Here is a 15,666-nt window from a genome sequence, read left to right as displayed (position 1 = left end):
GGCGATCACCCCGATGATACTCAGGGAGCACTTGAATCAAATTCATCTCGGGGGATACATGACGAAAAGGCAATGAAGCAAGCCCCAAGCCTTTTTGCGCCGCGGCCGCTACCGCATGAATATCGTTGACAATAAACTTGGGTTTAATCGTGATCATCTGCTCTAAGCGGTCGGATTTGTAGAGCGGCATATCAAACACATCATCAACGTTGATCCAGTCTTGAAGCTCTAGGTCGTCCGGATTTTCAATCGTCTCACGCGAATCTAAGTATTCTTGGCTCGCGAAAAATCCGTGTTTGGCTTTGAAAAGTGGACGAGCAATCATGCCTTCCATCTCTGAGATCTTAAACGTGATCAGTAAGTCACGGTCGGTCTGCGGGATAAACTGTTGCTGGCTCAAGGTAAGATCGAGCTGAACGTTCGGATATTGAGTGAGGAATTGCTCTACCATCGACCTTAAAAAGCCACTATAGAAGTTGTGAGGTACGGCGAGCTTTATCTTGCCTTGAATAGCGTCACGCTCTTCTAGCAAGCTATTAAAGCCCTGATGAATCGACTCCATGCCGCTGCTCAGTGCAGAAAAGGCCGCCTCGCCGTCTTTGGTGGCCACCAGCTCACGACCTTTCTTTTCTAAAAGTCGGATATTCAGGCGATCTTCCAATGCGGTTAGCCTACGCGACATAGTCGACACTGGGAGTTGCAGCCGTTTAGAAGCCGATAGCAAAGAGCCCTCTTCAACCACTGCACAGAATAAGAACAGATCATCAATGTTTCCAAATATGGAATTCATACTTCTATATGTGCCTATTTTTCTCATTAATGGATAGATGTAACCTTATCTCATCAACAACAGAAAATCACGGGAGAACACAGTATGAACAACAAACAATTTTGGGTAACCGCGATTTTATCCTCCCTGACCATGGCGACTATCATGTCTGGGTTAATTTCTGGCTACAAAATGGGATTCAGCCCCGAGTGGCCGCCAATCTGGCTGCAAAGCTTTTTCATTGCTTGGCCGTGTGCTATCACGCTCAACCTCACCGTGCTTCCTTTGATCAGAAAACTCTCAGCATGGATTTGTCGCCCGAGAGCGCTTTACATACCTGAGGTCACGGAACGATGATCAAGGGCTTATGCTCTAGGAGCTATGATCTAGAAGCTGCCATCAAGGGGCTGCGATCAAAGAGTCATGCTCACGGATAAACGTCTGAATTACGCCCATAAAAAAACCGAGCACTAGGCTCGGTTTTTTGTATTCTACATTCTACTCACAAGAGCAAAGCTATCAATTATAGATTGATATTACAGCTCAGCGTTGTGGTAAACCTGCTGAACGTCATCACAGTCGTCAAGCATGTCTAAGAACTTCTGGAATTTTTCAGAATCTTCTTCAGCTACTGGCGTAGTTGTTTGAGGAACGAAAGTGATTTCCTCAACGTCTAGCGTTAGGTCTGGGAACGCAGCGTTTAGTGCTGTCTTCGTTTTGAAGAACTCAGTCGTTGGAGCGAATACAGTGATAACACCGTCTTCTAGCTCAACGTCAGTCACGTCTACGTCTTCCATCATTAGCGTTTCTAGGATGATCTCGTCATCTTCGCCTGCAAACTGGAATACAGCTTGGTGAGCGAACATGTGAGAAACAGTACCTTCAACACCGATTTTCGCGCCAGTTTTAACGAAACATTGGCGAACGTCTTGGAAAGTACGGTTACCGTTGTCAGTTAGACAGTCAACGATTACGCTTGTGCCACCTGGGCCAAAACCTTCGTAACGAGCTGGTTGGAAGTCTTCACCGCCGCCGCCGTTCGCTTTATCGATCGCTTTGTCGATAACGTGAGCGGGTACTTGGTCTTTCTTCGCTTTAGCAATCAGGTGCTTAAGAGGTAGGTTCATGTCTGGGTCAGAGCTACCGTTCTTAGCCAGTACGTAAATCTCTTTACCGTATTTAGAATAAACTTTAATTTTTGCGCCTGCAGTTTTCGCCATTGAGGCCTTGCGCACTTCAAAACTTCTTCCCATCGGGATCTTCTCTCTGATTCAATTAACGGTGCAAATTCTAGCAAATTACTGCGTCATTTCAATTCAACAGCTTTGCTGGGTAAGGTTTATCTGCGTTTATGCGACACCCATTACCCGTTTGTATTTTTCTACAGACTGCTCAAACCAAGCCTTTTCTTCTGGATCACCTAGCTTCATTGCTTCTTCAACAATGGCTTCAGGGCCACATTTCGCTTGCTTCAATTTCCATACAAGAAACGATGCTTGCTTATCCAGTTCGATTTTATTTTTCTCACTGGGTGAAAGGAGTGAAAGGTTGATAGACATTATTAGCCTTCGTCTGTAATACGCTTGGCCGAGAAATATATCATAGAGCAGCCTCATAAAACCAATACTATGAGTAACAGAAAGGGTTTATGAGACAAGAAACCAAGCAAGTCGCTGATGCAGGTCAAGCTAGTTTGAGAGAAGTTATACCCTTGATGAGAAAGTATCGCTTATTCGACTCACCTAATGAGCCGAATAATTAGATAATCGCATCACAGAACCAAGAAAGACGCCTCCTCGAACCCCAAAAGTCTATTCACTCACGGCGAACACATCGCAACGTGAGGCGCAGATGAAGTCATTTTTGTGCAGACCTTTGATTGAGTGGCTCCACCAAGTGACGGTGACTTTGCCCCACTCCAGTAAGATCGAAGGGTGGTGAAACTCTTCTTCCGCCAATTCTGACACTTTGTTGCTGAATGCCCACGCTTGTTTGTAGTTCTTAAACTTAAACACCTTCTCAAGCTGTGGGATGCTGTCTCTCTCGATGATTTGCCAGTCAGACAACTCCAACAATAAAGACTGTTGCTCGTCTTTACTTAGGGCAATCGCGTCAATACTGCAGGCTTCGCATTGTTGTTCATTCAACATGTGTTGGTTCCTTGGGTTCAAAAAGTGGTGGTAGTAGCCCCGCGTCGATGGCGAGATCAGCTTGCTGTAATAGGTTTTCCTGACTGATTTGGAAGAGCTCAGACAGTTCGTCGATCACGTAATATTTCGGCTGCATGATGTCGATACGATAAGGCGTTCTTAACACCGTTTGCAGATCGAACCGCTCACGAACCGCCAAATCACCACCCAATGCATACATGGTTTCCGCCGGAGACGAGAGAATACCACCGCCATAAATTTTCAGTTTTTGTCCCTCTTTTACTAAACCGAACTCAACCGTAAACCAATACAAACGGGCAAGATAGGCGCGCTGTTTAGATGTGGCGGCTTGGCCTAGTTTTCCATAATGCTCAGTGAAAGCCGCGAAATCGGCATTGGTGAGCATGGCACAGTGGCCGAAAATTTCATGAAAGAAATCAGGTTCTTGTAAGTAATCGAACTCATCTCGCGTTCTCAGAAATGTCGCAACTGGGAATTTTTTATTAGCGAGCAAATCAAAGAATCGGTCGAAATCGATCAATGCGGGCACAGGCTGAACCTGCCAACCTGTTGTTTCCATTAGCACCTTGTTTATCTCTGGAAGCTGAGGGACTCTGTCTAATGGCAGATCCAGCAGGGTCAAACCGTGCAAATAAGCATCGCATGCGCGGTCATTAATGGCGTCCAGTTGCCTTTTCACTAAGTCGTGCCAAATGGCGTCTTCTTCGAGGCTCCACTCAACCCATCCCTCTTGGCTCACGGGCTTAGAATGATATTGAGTCATTACACACCTCCTTTCGAATGTCTCACTTTAAGCCTATCTCCACTCCTTATATCCGCCAATTTGCACGATTTTTCGAAACGGGCGATCGTGTAACATTTTATTTACACAATTCCAGCTACCCCTTATTTTGCTGATCTTTTGACTTTGTAAAACCTAAATACCAGACTGAAATCGTTAACATTTTGTTAAAGGTAAAGGAATGCACGAGAGCAATAAGCCAATTTGGCAACCCAGTGACCAGCGTATCGCACACGCCAACGTAACCCGATTTATGGATAACCTCGATCAACAAGACATATTCGAGCGGAAATTGAAAAACTACACGGAGATTCATCAATGGTCTGTGGAGCAACCGGAGTCGTTTTGGCAGAACGTGTGGCAGTTTTGTGGAATGGTGGGTTCGCAAGACTGTATTAACAAGGCAGAAAGCGAGCACATCAAAACTCTAGGTGAAAGTCGCTGGCAGCAGCCGAAATCGAATCGCGATGCGGTGTGGTTTCCGAATGCTCAAGTTAACTACGCCGAAAACTTGCTGCATTCAGCAAAAACGTTGCCAAACGAGATTGCGATTTGGTTTGAGAATGAGCGTGGCGAACAGCAGAGTTACACATGGAAAACCTTGCGTGAGGAAGTATCTAGCGTTCAACAATGGCTTGTCGATAGCGGCGTGGGGCAAGGTGATATAGTTGCTGCATATACGCCCTACCTGCCACAAACCGTTATAGCGATGTTGGCAACCACCAGCTTAGGGGCGATTTGGACATCGACCTCGCCTGATTTTGGCGTCGAGAGTGTGATTGAGCGATTTGGCCAAGTGAAACCTAAGGTACTGTTAACCTGTGATGGCTACACCTTCAATGGTAAAACATTTGATATGGCAGACAAGAACCGTGAAATCATCGAGCACTTAAACGCGCTAAAACAGGTGTGTGAGATCGGTTATTTGAAACCGACTCGTGATTTAGAGAAGAACAACGTTAAACATGATGTGTCACCTCAAAGCTGGCACAGCATCATTCATCACTATCAGCCACAACCTCTTCGATTTACTCGTGTCGGCTTCAATGATCCGCTGTTTGTGCTCTACTCTTCCGGTACCACCGGAAAGCCCAAGTGTATTGTTCACTCTGTTGGTGGCACTACCATCAACCACCTAAAAGAGCATCAGCTTCATTGCGATATTAAACCGAGAGATCGCGTGTTCTACTACACCACTTGTGGTTGGATGATGTGGAACTGGCACGTCTCTGCGCTCGCCAGCGGTGCTTGTTTGGTGATCTTTGATGGTAGCCCGGTTTATCCGCAACCTAGCGTTCTGTGGGATTTAGCGCAGCGAGCTGATGTATCGACATTTGGCACCTCAGCCAAGTACCTAGAGGCGATTGAGAAAGTGGAACTCTCACCGATCGACAGCCACTCTCTTCCCCACTTAAGAACACTGTGCTCGACGGGTTCAGTGCTCTACCCTGAGCAATTCGATTACGTCTACAAACACATCAAGCAAGACCTACATTTGGCGTCTATTTCTGGCGGCACGGATATTTGTGGCTGCTTTGTTTTAGGCAACCCTATCTCGCCGGTGTATCGTGGTGAGTGCCAACAGGCAGGGCTCGGCGTCGACATCAAGGTGTTCAATTCGTCTGGTCACAAGGTTAATCATGAACGTGGCGAACTGGTGTGTACCAACTCCCTACCCAACTTCCCTGTTGGCTTCTGGAATGACACCGGAGAGCGCTATCACAGCACCTATTGGGATAGGTTCGATAATGTGTGGCATCACGGCGATGAAGTCGCACAGAGCGTTCATGGTGGCTATCTGTTCTACGGGCGAGGCGACACCACACTCAACCCTGGTGGTGTGCGAATTGGTACTGCCGAGATCTACCAGCAAGTGAACACTATTGAAGGCATTGTGGATTCGATAGCAGTCGGAAAAGACATCGACCGCAACGAGCAGATATGGCTGTTTGTCCAACTGCAGCAAGGTGTGGATCTAGATGATGAGTTACTGACAGCCATCAAAAGCAAACTCAAATCATCCTGTTCACCAAGACACGTGCCAAGCCAGATATTTGCGATCAGCGACGTGCCAAAAACACGCTCTGGCAAACTGGTGGAGCTGGCAGTGAAACAGGTCATCAATGGTAAGAGTGTAGAAAACCTCGGGGCTATCGCTAACGCCGAGGTTTTGAAAGAGATAAAGCGTGTTGTTTCGCTCTAGTGTTGAGACATAAAAGAGCGTGACCTAGAAATAAAAAGGGAGCCTTGACTAGAGGTTCCCTTAAGTAACACCGACGATAGGGGGGAGGGGTGTTAATCTTCAGCCTTCAGGAGATATAGCAGAAGGTTTCTAAAATCGACTAGATGCGTCCTTCACTGCCACACATATGAATTTTGTCCATCACGACTTGCTTCATCGCTGCTTTGCCTGGAGTAATGTATTTACGTGGGTCGTTGGCATCGGGATGATCAGCAAAGTGCTGTTTTACCGCGTCAGAGAATGCAATTTTCAGCTCAGTCGCCACGTTGACTTTAGAAACTCCGAGGTCAATGCAACGACGAACCATTTCATCTGGTACACCTGACGCACCATGCAGAACGAGCGGAATATCAACCACAGATCGGATCTTGTCCAGACGAGAAAAGTCGAGTTTCGGTTCTGCTTTGTACAGACCATGAGCAGTGCCAATTGCCACAGCTAACGAATCAATACCGGTACGACGAACAAACTCAGCAGCTGATGCAGGGTCAGTCATTAACGCATCGGCAGTATCAACGATTAAATCATCTTCTTGGCCACCCAAACGCCCTAATTCAGCTTCAACGCTTGCATCAAAGCGGTTGCAGTATTGAACCACAGAACGCACGATGTCTATATTTTGGTCGAAGGCATGATGAGAGCCATCGATCATAACAGAGCGAATACCATGGCCCACCTTAGTGCGGATATCCTGCAGATCTTCATGGTGATCAAGGTGTAAAACGAGCGGAATTGAGTGTTTATGCGCAGCTTCTTTGCAGATACTGATTAGATAATCGGTGCCTGCATAGTCGTAGGTGCCTGGTGTGCCAGCAAGAATAACTGGAGAGCCCATTTCTGATGCTGTCTCAACAATAACCTGCACAGTTTCTAAGTTGTGAATGTTGAATGCAGGAACTGCATAACCACCTTGTTGAGCACGTTTTAACATTTCACGAGAAGAGATTAGATACATAAAGCCTCCTGACTTGGTACGGATTCAGTTTCGAATACAAGATGTCCGTTCACCCAAGTTTTAGTAATTGAGAAATCTGATTTAACTGCCACCATAGAAGCGCGTTTACCCACTTCTAAACTGCCTAATAAATGTTGTAAGCCTAGCGATTTAGCCGGTGTTAAAGAGGCCATCAACCATGCTTGTTCAAGTGGCAGGTTTAGCCACTTCTGAATGTTTTGTACCGCTAGCGGTAAGGTCAAAGTGCTACCAGCTAAGCTGCCGCTATCGGTGGTTACTACTCCATATTTCATGCGCACCGTGTACTCTCCAAGAGTGTAATCTCCATCAGGCATCCCAGTAGCACTCATCGAGTCTGTAATGAGCGTCATACGTCTACCACAGCAGCGATGTGCTATATCTATAGCTGCCGAATGCACATGGTGCCCATCAGCGATCATCTCTACATAGCTGTTGGGGTGGGTAAGGCCAGCTCCAACCACTCCGGGGTCACGGTGATGCAATCCACGCATACCGTTGTAGCAATGGACAATGCCATTCGCACCAGCCTCTAGAGCCTGCTGAACCTGCTCATAACTGGCATCGGTGTGACCAAGCATCACTTTTACATTGTGTTTTCGTAAATACCGGATAGCTTCCAACGCCCCTGGCTTTTCGGGAGCAAGCGCGACTGTAATTAATTGGTTATCACTGTAAGACATCCACTTATCGAGCTCTTCGACAGATAGATCTCTAAACCATGTGGTTGGATGTGCTCCGCGGTTTTTCTCCGTGAAGTAAGGCCCTTCTAAATACGCACCGAGGATTTCAGCACCGACAACACCCCGTCGCTTGCTTTTAGCCACTTGTTGAAGTGCAGCCCGAATTTTTGCCACTGGCGCAGTTACTGTCGTAGCAACGAACGCTGTGACGCCAAGGCTGGCAAAGTAACGTGACATTGTGTTCAAACTGTCATGGCTAGCATCCATAACATCGCAGCCCTTTGAGCCATGTACGTGACTATCAATCATGCCGGGAAGTAAACTAACATCACCTAAATCAATAAAATCTATATGCTTCTGAGGTTCAAATGGCTCGATAGCGTCAATAATCCCCTCGCCATTAATAGTGATTAAGGCATTGGTAAGCCAAGTCTCACCGTGTAATATCCGCTGAACTCGATAGCTATTGCGCACATTCGTGTGTCGTTCAGATCCCATCTTCTTCTACCGTATCTGTAATTGGTGCTCTTTGTTCCATTTCCGCAGCCAATGAAGTAATTCCTCTATACCCACATTCGACAGCTTGCTTGCGAAACTCGATCAGACTAAGCTCATCGCGTTCAAGTAACATTTCCGCAGCCATCTGCATGTTTGTCCCTGTGACCACTTCAATGTCGTCTCTTTTCTGACTCAGAAGAGATGCGGTACGAAATGGTGTGCCTCCCAGCAAATCAGTCAGAAAAACAATGCCTTCTCCAGAATCAATTTCTTTTATCGCCTCTCGCATTGCCTTTTCAAGCTGTGATGTAGTTGCCTCTTCCGGGAAGTCGATAAACCTAAACTGAGGCTGTTCGCCAATGACTTGGAATACTGCTTTTGCTAGACCAGACGCGAACCCACCGTGACCAGATAAAATTACTGCAATCATTTCTATTTCCCTTATTAGGGCCGATTACTCAGCCCCTGTTAATCATGTGGAGGTAAGTTTTATAAGAAGCCCATAAAGCGACCTACTACACCCAGAGCGACAGTCAGGCCAATCAGTTTGAGCGGACTCCAACCTCGCTTAACCAAGGCGTACATTGTCAGGGTATAAACAAGTGGTAAGAACGCTGGCATCAGTTTGTCGATAACATCATCTTGTAGTTTTACTACTGCGTCGCCCGCGGTAATTTCAGCTGTTGTTGACAGGCGGACATAAGTTGCAACCAATGCGCCGATGACCGTCATTCCGACCATAGATGCGGCGTGTCCCACCTTCTTGGTATTAGCTTTAATCACTGGAATGGCCGCTACTCCCATGCGGTAGGCGTAATGTGCCAGACCAAAACGAAGACCGAAGTGCACCACGTTAAACAAAACGAAAAAGAACACTGCCCCCATAATTGAGCCCTGGAGTGCAAGGTCAGCACCGATGCCACCACAGATAGGTAATAGTGTTAACCAGAACATCGCATCACCGATACCACCCATTGGCGCACCGACTGCAATCTTGGTGCTTTGGATACTGTTGATGTTCTGCTTTGAGCGCTCCATTGCCAGAATGATACCCATTACAAATGTCACCAAAAATGGGTGTGTATTAAAGAACCCCATGTGACCTTGCATCGCTTTAGAAAGGTCAGCTTTATTTGTGTGTATCTTCTTCAGCGCTGGTAGCAGACCATATAACCAGCCAGAAGCCTGCATACGCTCGTAGTTAAAAGAGGCTTGGAGCAACAATGAGCGCCATGCCATGCTGTTGATGTCCGCTTTGGTTAGCTCAGCGCCAATTTCTTTGTTTTCATATTCATCTGCGCTAACACCAGGAGCTGGCTGCACATCAGCGTTTTGTTTACGAAGGTCTAGTTCGTTGCTTACATTAGATTCCATCTTCAAAGTCCTCAGCGGGTGCAGTTACAGGAGTTGGTTCTGTTTTACGAATAAAGTCGATGATTGCCATCGCTGTCGCGGCGGCCGCAATCGCAAGAATTGGGAGTTGTACCCAAGCTGCCGCAACGAAACCTAAGATGAAGTAAGGGATGTAAGCATTCTTCATCATGATCTTCATCAGTACTGCGAAACCAATAGCTGGCATGATGCCGCCGGCAACACCTAGGCCGTCGATAAGGTCTTTTGGTAGGACTTCAACGATTTTTCCAGCGTGCTCTGCACCAAGGTAGGTAGGTAAGAAAGCACATAAAAAGTAGAATGAACCTAGTACGGAAAGCGCCATATAGTTCACGCGTTCAATACCGTCGGTATCTGCGTTTTGTGCAAACTCATCACACTTAGACATAACAGCTGACATTGCAGAGAACAGTAGGGTGATACCCATTTGAACTGCAACCGCAAAAGGAACAGCGACACCAACCGCGACATTAGGCTCAACTTTAGTGGTAATTGCGAAAGCCGTACCAACGATAGTACCGATGATAACGTTTGGTGGCTGAGCGCCAGCAAGCGGAGCTAGACCCATCCAGATCAGTTCTAGCGTACCACCGACTAAAATACCGGTTTGCAAGTCGCCTAAAATTAGACCAACAAGCGGACCAAGTACTACTGGACGGTGGAAGTGAGTCAGACCGTTGAACATATCAAGGCCCGCAAAGAAGGCTAGGATGCCGAGCATCACCGCCTGTAAGAGTCCTATTTCCATGATTGGTGTCCTTATTATTAGATAAGAGTAAAAATGTCAGTTGCACTTTCAGTTGGTACACCTTGAATTGTGCATGTCACCCCAAGTGCTTTTAGTCGTGCAAATTCCGCCACATCTTCAGCATCAACTGAAACTGTTTTAGCAATTTGTTTTTTACCTTCGGCGTAGTGCATGTTACCTACGTTGATACTGCTAATTGGTAAGCCGCCTTCGACCAATTGACGGAAATCTTTTGGAGTACGACAAACCAATAGAATGCGCTGACGAACAGCCGCTTTATGGATGGTTTCGATAGCCTTTTTTACTGTCCAGAAACGGATTGCGATACCATCAGCGATGACCATTTCCATTAGGTTTTGTTGAATAGTGTCTTCTGCTACTTCATCGTTAACGACAACTATAATATTGGCATCTGCAAAACCCACCCACTGCACACCTACTTGCCCGTGAACAAGGCGTTCATCAATACGACTTAAAACGATATTTGGCATGGTCTAATTTCCTTATAGAACTCTTTACTGATTGAATGGGTATATTGTGACGCCTTGCACCACACGGTTAACTTCACCAGTTGGGCATGGGTTATCTGGTCCCAAACCAAGTTGGAGTGATTTTTCACATGCCAACATTTGGCAGAACAAAATGAAGGGGAAGCACAGCCACTGATCGCCAAAGCCTAATACCCCAAGTTCAAAAACCCCTTCTTCATTGAGCGCGACTTCTGAGATAGCAACATGGCCGAGAGCCTGTTTGTCTCGACGGATTTCATTGAACAGGTCCATATCGTATTGACGCGTGTACGACTTGCTAGAAAGTAGCTGAATAACTAATGCTTTGTCGTTAATGGTAAATTTGGGACCATGACGAAAACCTAACGATGAATCGAAAGTCGTCATCACTTTACCCGCGCTGAGCTCCAACGATTTCAATGAAGCTTCTCGCGCTAAGCCGGAAAAGCCACCGCTGCCTAACACAACCAGGCGTTCATAAGGCATGCATGCCAGTGCTTTAATAGCTGGTTGCCACTGTTTTAGCTTGTCTTCACACAAGGTTGCTGTCGCGGCTATTTGTTCATTCCATTGGCTTGGCGACTGCCCACCAAGTAGCGTCAATGTCGCCATCAACATGCAACTGAAACTAGAGGTCATTGCGAAACTTTTATCGTTGGAGCCTTCAGGCATCAGCATGCAGTAAGCATTATCAGCAGTTTGGGCATAATGAGAGAGCCTCCCTTCTCCATTACAGGTTAAAAACAGGTGGTGGCAGTCACTAACCAATTGTTCGACCAGTGCCACTGCGGCGACGCTTTCAGGACTATTGCCAGAGCGTGCATAAGAGACAAGCAGGGTCGGACGAGATGGGTCAAGGTACTGCTCAGGATTTGACACTAAATCGGTCGTTGGAATTGACGTCACTTGGAAACCAACTCCTTGTTGAATAAACGGCGCGGCTGCATCACCAACAAAAGCTGACGTACCTGCACCTGTCAAAATGATGCGTAAGTCAGAGTGTTGTAACAGTGGATTCAAAAATGCACTTACCGCATCATGTTGTTGCTCCAAAATATCGGCCAATGCACGCCATAAGCGTGGCTGATGGCTGATTTCTTTCGCTGTATGAATACCATTATGTTGCTCTAGCCATGGCTGTTCGTAGCCTAAAAATAGGTTCATTAAATCGTCTCCTTACAAACCACTGCATTTGAATAACAGGCTGCGGAATAGACCTCAGTCACTTCCATAACCTTGTGAATTACGATGTCAGCGGGATGGTTTTCAATTTGATTTTGAGAAATGGCCTTAGCCTGATTTGGCAAATATTGGCTAAGGATCGTTACTGGCAACGGACTGGCAGCCAGGTTGTCAAATAAAGCCTTCTGCGATGCTTTCACTTCTGGATGAGTCCAGTAGTAACGAATGCGATCGCTCAGGCTGTAGCTGCAATCAAGGAATTGCTGGTGGCCTTTGCTTGAGTAGTGTGAGCGCCAATAACTTGGTTGTTCATGCATTACCTGTTCAATGGTGTCACGTAAATGCGAAGAGTGATGAGTTCCCAGCCATTCTTTTTCGGCGCGTTCAAGGCCATAGAGAGCTTCACGCAAAGCAAATGTCAGAGCAGGACCCACTTTAAGAATGGCGAAATGGTCACCCACTAGTTGGTGGTAGGCTGGTGGGTTCTGGTAGTCGGTAGAGTGAGCTTCAAACACAAGGTGTGGCTGACTATCGATCATCTTACTCAGTGATTGAGCCTCATGACTTCGATAGTGGTGCACCATATGGTGGTCAAACTCAACGCCCGGCTGAACAACTAAAGCAATAACTCGCGGCCAGACATAACCAAGTCCAGCATCGCTGAATGCCCGATGATGAGCATCCAATGTTGCCAACGCCTTCTCTGGCTTAGTCACTTCGATACACTCTTCCTGCAGCGAGTCAAGTGCACCGCCTGGAGTAGGTACTTCCGTTCCAACTACATAAACAGGCGCTTCACCGCCAATACTTTTCCATGCCTGCTCCGCAACCACACACAGCTTTGCGGCACGATCTGCCATTAGTTCTTCACTAAGAGGCAGTTGGTCATCAACACAAGGCATTGAACAGTCGAGGTGAATTTTCTTAAATCCTGCACAAACATAGTCATGTATCATCTGAGCTGAATATTCCATTGCCTGACTTGAAGATAAGTTTTGCCAACAGTTTGGGCCAAGGTGGTCACCACCCAACACAACTTTATCTGCAGGAAAATTGAGACGTTCAGCTAAAGAGAACACATGGCTAGAAAAATCTTGCGGTGTCATTCCGGTGTAGCCACCAAATTGATTCACCTGATTAGACGTCGCTTCTATGAGCACCAATTGTTTATCTTGTGCCGCTTGTTTAATGGCGGCTTCAAGAACTAGCGGGTGCGCCGAGCAAACAGAGTAAATACCAGTTGATTGGCCTTGCTTATGCTGTTCAATTAAAGAAAGTAACGCTTTCATATTTATTCCTAGTTAACAGTTTGATCGGCAATAATCACTTCAACACCCATTTCAATGAGCGCTCGGTGCGTTGCGTGGGGAATATTGCTATCGGTTACCAATACATCGATTTGGTTTGCTGCGCGGATCATACAAAAGCTCTTTCGCCCAAATTTGCTTGAATCCGTAACAGCAATAATTTGGCGAGCGACTTCGCACATAGATCGGTTAACTTGTGCTTCTTGAGAGTCCGGCGTGGTCACTCCAGCCTGTAGATCGAATCCGTCCACGCCCAGGAACAGCTTGTCAAAAAGGTAAGAGCGGATTTGTTGCTCTCCATGATTTCCAATCAATGAACAAGACGCTCGGCGAAGGCTTCCACCGACAACATGAAGGTCGATGTTTTCGAATTTACTAAGTTGATAAGCAGTATTGAGTGCATTGGTCATGACAACCAATTGTTGCTTGTTCATCAAATACTGAGGCATAAGACCTATTGTGGTACCTGAATCTAAGATAACCGCCTCACCATCGTGAATAAGATTCGCTGCTACTTGAGCAATGGATTGCTTGGCACTGCGATTAAGCTGATCTTTGCGGTACAAAGGTTGGTCAAATGCAAAGTTAGGGTTAAGCGTTGCGCCACCATAACAACGAAATACGCAGCCTTCTTTTTCGAGCAAATTGAGGTCATGTCGAATCGTGACTGCGGAAACATTGTACTGGTCTGAAAACTCATCCACTTTGCCTGAGCCATGGCTACGTATGTGCGCCATAATTTGCTGTCTTCGTTCTGCACTGCTCATATACGAAACCTCTTACGTTTCATTTCACTTTAAGCATGAAATGTTTCGACTTTCTTTTGGTTGGTATTAAAGCAGGACAAATAATAAAAAAGTGAAACCTAGATCACAGCCAATTAGCTTTCGATTTCAGGCTAAAAAACCTTTCACTTTAGGATAAGTGAAAGTATTTACTTTCACTTATGATTGAGGATTACGCATTGAAAGAGCCATAAAGGCTGACTTTCGCAATTTAACAAGTGAAAGAGAGTGAGAAACTGACTCGATTGGTGGAGTTTCGAAGCCCAGCCTGCGTGAGATCACAAACTGGATTATCTGCTGATATTTTTGTGGTTAGCGAAATGCAAAACCAGCCTCGTTCAGGCTGGTTCTATTCGTTCTTGTAGCACTGATTTGGCTAAAAGGTAGGAAGTTGGAAAGCTGAGTTAATCCACTATTCGCACATCAACACCAAGATCAGTGAGCTGGTCGACGTAAGTCTGAGGAATTCCGCTATCTGTGATTAGCATGTTGATCTGCTCAGGACTAGCAATCAGACAAAAGCTATGGCGATCAAACTTCGATGAGTCTGTCACTGCAATCACAGTTTGTGCTGCTTCAAGCATTTTTCGATTGATGTTTGCTTCACCTTGATGAGGAGTTGTAATGCCAGATGTCTTGTCAAAACCATCAACCCCTAAGAACAATTTGTTGAATCGAAAAACCGTCAAAAAGTCCTCGCCGCCTGTCCCATGTACCGAGTAAGAATTGTCACGCATAGTTCCCCCCGTGACCATAACTGATACATTACTTTGATTAGCAAGATGGTAAGCGATGTTAATACCGTTAGTCATAACAACCAAATCTTGCTTCCCTTCCAGATGATAAGCAATTTGCTCTGTAGTCGAGCCTGAATCAAGAATGACTTTGTCACCGTCTACAATCAGTGATGCTGCATACTCTCCTAGCTTCGCTTTAGTATTGTTGTTGAGCTGCTTTTTATCATTGAGTGGTCGCTCAAAGGCAAACTGATTATTGAGCACAGCACCGCCATAACACCTTTTTAAACAGCCTTTCTTTTCTAGATAGTTAAGGTCATTGCGAATCGTAACCTCTGAAACATTGTACAGTTCCGAAAAATGGTTAACTTCACCTTTTTGGTGAGTTTGAATGTAGTGAAGGATCTCTTCACGTCTTTGAGCCGAGGTGGTCATAGGGGAACGTTCCGACAAGTAATCATTTGCTCTAACTAATTTCAACAGAGCACCATAACAAGCACCTTACTCCATGATGTAATGCGGTGTCACCCGACAAGTTAGCTAGTGACACCCTTCTTTCAGGCATTTCATGATAGTTCTTCACGTCTCGTTGCCGTGTGACTTAAATCGTCGACGGCCGCTGCCGATTGAAAACCCATAACTTCGTGAAGCAAGCAACGGGAGAAACACTGAACACTTTAAGCCGCTCTTGATTTGCCGATACGTGTAATTACATTCGGCTAATCTAGAAGTAGGGCGCAAGTACGCTTCAGGCACAATAAATGACAATAGAGACATCGTATTTTTTCAATGAATCATACGACTTATACCTAGACCTAAAAGGACCGAGCTGCGTCTTAAATCAGCCTTTGAAAAACTATTTTCGCCAATAAAAACCGAATCAAAACCG

General features: G+C 46.0%; 17 protein-coding genes. 2 read left to right on the top strand and 15 right to left on the bottom strand.

Annotated elements, in window-relative coordinates:
• Positions 1 to 790: LysR family transcriptional regulator (locus AB4496_RS03055; protein WP_372130577.1), on the bottom strand; the 790-nt coding region annotated here is incomplete at its 3' end.
• Between the two features lie 84 nt (positions 791 to 874).
• Here AB4496_RS03055 and AB4496_RS03050 point away from each other — a divergent pair.
• A complete protein-coding gene (locus AB4496_RS03050; protein WP_009846046.1) occupies positions 875 to 1,126 on the top strand; it encodes a DUF2798 domain-containing protein in 252 nt (83 codons plus the stop codon).
• A 179-nt stretch (positions 1,127 to 1,305) separates the two neighbouring features.
• On the opposite strand, the gene AB4496_RS03045 is transcribed toward AB4496_RS03050, so the two are convergent.
• The 4 genes from AB4496_RS03045 to phhA all read right to left on the bottom strand — a co-directional run bounded on the left by AB4496_RS03045 (position 1,306) and on the right by phhA (position 3,703).
• Positions 1,306 to 2,022 (bottom strand): YebC/PmpR family DNA-binding transcriptional regulator, encoded by a 717-nt coding sequence (locus AB4496_RS03045; protein ID WP_009846045.1) that lies wholly within the window; start codon positions 2,020 to 2,022, stop codon positions 1,306 to 1,308.
• Positions 2,023 to 2,118: 96 nt separating this feature from the next.
• Complete coding sequence (locus AB4496_RS03040) at positions 2,119 to 2,328, bottom strand: DUF3283 family protein (RefSeq protein ID WP_009846044.1); 210 nt, start codon at positions 2,326 to 2,328, stop codon at positions 2,119 to 2,121.
• 252 nt (positions 2,329 to 2,580) lie between these two features.
• Entirely contained in the window at positions 2,581 to 2,919 is a 339-nt protein-coding gene (locus AB4496_RS03035) for a 4a-hydroxytetrahydrobiopterin dehydratase (protein WP_102257696.1), read from the bottom strand.
• Positions 2,909 to 3,703, bottom strand: a complete 795-nt coding sequence (gene phhA / locus AB4496_RS03030) for a phenylalanine 4-monooxygenase (RefSeq protein ID WP_009846042.1) — start codon at positions 3,701 to 3,703, stop codon at positions 2,909 to 2,911. The genes AB4496_RS03035 and phhA overlap by 11 nt, the downstream gene beginning before the upstream one ends.
• A 199-nt stretch (positions 3,704 to 3,902) precedes the next feature.
• On the opposite strand from phhA, the gene AB4496_RS03025 reads away from it, so the two are divergent.
• Complete coding sequence (locus AB4496_RS03025; protein ID WP_102257697.1) at positions 3,903 to 5,924, top strand: acetoacetate--CoA ligase; 2,022 nt, start codon at positions 3,903 to 3,905, stop codon at positions 5,922 to 5,924.
• Positions 5,925 to 6,063: 139 nt separating this feature from the next.
• Here AB4496_RS03025 and AB4496_RS03020 read toward each other — a convergent pair whose 3' ends face one another.
• From AB4496_RS03020 to agaR (AB4496_RS02975), 10 genes are all read right to left on the bottom strand, one after another.
• Complete coding sequence (locus AB4496_RS03020) at positions 6,064 to 6,918, bottom strand: tagatose bisphosphate family class II aldolase (RefSeq protein ID WP_009846040.1); 855 nt, start codon at positions 6,916 to 6,918, stop codon at positions 6,064 to 6,066.
• A complete protein-coding gene (gene nagA, locus AB4496_RS03015; RefSeq protein ID WP_009846039.1) occupies positions 6,909 to 8,117 on the bottom strand; it encodes an N-acetylglucosamine-6-phosphate deacetylase in 1,209 nt (402 codons plus the stop codon). Before nagA ends, AB4496_RS03020 begins: the two co-directional genes overlap by 10 nt.
• Entirely contained in the window at positions 8,107 to 8,547 is a 441-nt protein-coding gene (gene agaF, locus AB4496_RS03010) for a PTS galactosamine/N-acetylgalactosamine transporter subunit IIA (protein ID WP_009846038.1), read from the bottom strand. Before agaF ends, nagA begins: the two co-directional genes overlap by 11 nt.
• A 59-nt stretch (positions 8,548 to 8,606) precedes the next feature.
• A complete protein-coding gene (gene agaE / locus AB4496_RS03005) occupies positions 8,607 to 9,491 on the bottom strand; it encodes a PTS N-acetylgalactosamine transporter subunit IID (RefSeq protein ID WP_009846037.1) in 885 nt (294 codons plus the stop codon).
• Positions 9,481 to 10,257, bottom strand: coding sequence for a PTS N-acetylgalactosamine transporter subunit IIC (gene agaW, locus AB4496_RS03000; protein WP_009846036.1), 777 nt, complete (start codon positions 10,255 to 10,257; stop codon positions 9,481 to 9,483). Before agaW ends, agaE begins: the two co-directional genes overlap by 11 nt.
• A gap of 17 nt (positions 10,258 to 10,274) precedes the next feature.
• A complete protein-coding gene (agaV, locus tag AB4496_RS02995) occupies positions 10,275 to 10,748 on the bottom strand; it encodes a PTS N-acetylgalactosamine transporter subunit IIB (protein WP_009846035.1) in 474 nt (157 codons plus the stop codon).
• Between the two features lie 24 nt (positions 10,749 to 10,772).
• Positions 10,773 to 11,930, bottom strand: a complete 1,158-nt coding sequence (locus tag AB4496_RS02990; RefSeq protein WP_009846034.1) for an SIS domain-containing protein — start codon at positions 11,928 to 11,930, stop codon at positions 10,773 to 10,775.
• Positions 11,930 to 13,237, bottom strand: coding sequence for a D-tagatose-bisphosphate aldolase, class II, non-catalytic subunit (locus tag AB4496_RS02985; protein ID WP_009846033.1), 1,308 nt, complete (start codon positions 13,235 to 13,237; stop codon positions 11,930 to 11,932). The genes AB4496_RS02990 and AB4496_RS02985 overlap by 1 nt, the downstream gene beginning before the upstream one ends.
• A gap of 8 nt (positions 13,238 to 13,245) precedes the next feature.
• Positions 13,246 to 14,022 (bottom strand): transcriptional repressor AgaR, encoded by a 777-nt coding sequence (gene agaR, locus AB4496_RS02980; protein ID WP_009846032.1) that lies wholly within the window; start codon positions 14,020 to 14,022, stop codon positions 13,246 to 13,248.
• 422 nt (positions 14,023 to 14,444) lie between these two features.
• Positions 14,445 to 15,212 carry a transcriptional repressor AgaR gene (gene agaR / locus AB4496_RS02975; protein WP_009846031.1) on the bottom strand — a complete coding sequence of 256 codons (768 nt, stop codon included), beginning with the start codon at positions 15,210 to 15,212 and terminating at the stop codon, positions 14,445 to 14,447.
• Positions 15,213 to 15,666 lie beyond the last annotated feature (454 nt).

This window comes from Vibrio sp. 10N.222.46.A1 (assembly GCF_041473595.1).
GTDB lineage: Bacteria > Pseudomonadota > Gammaproteobacteria > Enterobacterales > Vibrionaceae > Vibrio > Vibrio tasmaniensis_A.
The sequence above is the reverse complement of the archived record's forward strand: the minus strand, read 5'-3'. Positions and strand labels throughout refer to the sequence as shown.

What these genes read in the sequence shown, in the direction of transcription:
- AB4496_RS03050 (WP_009846046.1), top strand. Translation starts at nt 875, where the DNA reads ATGAACAACAAACAATTTTGGGTAACCGCGATTTTATCCTCCCTGACC.
- AB4496_RS03045 (WP_009846045.1), bottom strand. Translation starts at nt 2,022, where the DNA reads ATGGGAAGAAGTTTTGAAGTGCGCAAGGCCTCAATGGCGAAAACTGCA.
- AB4496_RS03040 (WP_009846044.1), bottom strand. Translation starts at nt 2,328, where the DNA reads ATGTCTATCAACCTTTCACTCCTTTCACCCAGTGAGAAAAATAAAATC.
- AB4496_RS03035 (WP_102257696.1), bottom strand. Translation starts at nt 2,919, where the DNA reads ATGTTGAATGAACAACAATGCGAAGCCTGCAGTATTGACGCGATTGCC.
- phhA (WP_009846042.1), bottom strand. Translation starts at nt 3,703, where the DNA reads ATGACTCAATATCATTCTAAGCCCGTGAGCCAAGAGGGATGGGTTGAG.
- AB4496_RS03025 (WP_102257697.1), top strand. Translation starts at nt 3,903, where the DNA reads ATGCACGAGAGCAATAAGCCAATTTGGCAACCCAGTGACCAGCGTATC.
- AB4496_RS03020 (WP_009846040.1), bottom strand. Translation starts at nt 6,918, where the DNA reads ATGTATCTAATCTCTTCTCGTGAAATGTTAAAACGTGCTCAACAAGGT.
- nagA (WP_009846039.1), bottom strand. Translation starts at nt 8,117, where the DNA reads ATGGGATCTGAACGACACACGAATGTGCGCAATAGCTATCGAGTTCAG.
- agaF (WP_009846038.1), bottom strand. Translation starts at nt 8,547, where the DNA reads ATGATTGCAGTAATTTTATCTGGTCACGGTGGGTTCGCGTCTGGTCTA.
- agaE (WP_009846037.1), bottom strand. Translation starts at nt 9,491, where the DNA reads ATGGAATCTAATGTAAGCAACGAACTAGACCTTCGTAAACAAAACGCT.
- agaW (WP_009846036.1), bottom strand. Translation starts at nt 10,257, where the DNA reads ATGGAAATAGGACTCTTACAGGCGGTGATGCTCGGCATCCTAGCCTTC.
- agaV (WP_009846035.1), bottom strand. Translation starts at nt 10,748, where the DNA reads ATGCCAAATATCGTTTTAAGTCGTATTGATGAACGCCTTGTTCACGGG.
- AB4496_RS02990 (WP_009846034.1), bottom strand. Translation starts at nt 11,930, where the DNA reads ATGAACCTATTTTTAGGCTACGAACAGCCATGGCTAGAGCAACATAAT.
- AB4496_RS02985 (WP_009846033.1), bottom strand. Translation starts at nt 13,237, where the DNA reads ATGAAAGCGTTACTTTCTTTAATTGAACAGCATAAGCAAGGCCAATCA.
- agaR (WP_009846032.1), bottom strand. Translation starts at nt 14,022, where the DNA reads ATGAGCAGTGCAGAACGAAGACAGCAAATTATGGCGCACATACGTAGC.
- agaR (WP_009846031.1), bottom strand. Translation starts at nt 15,212, where the DNA reads ATGACCACCTCGGCTCAAAGACGTGAAGAGATCCTTCACTACATTCAA.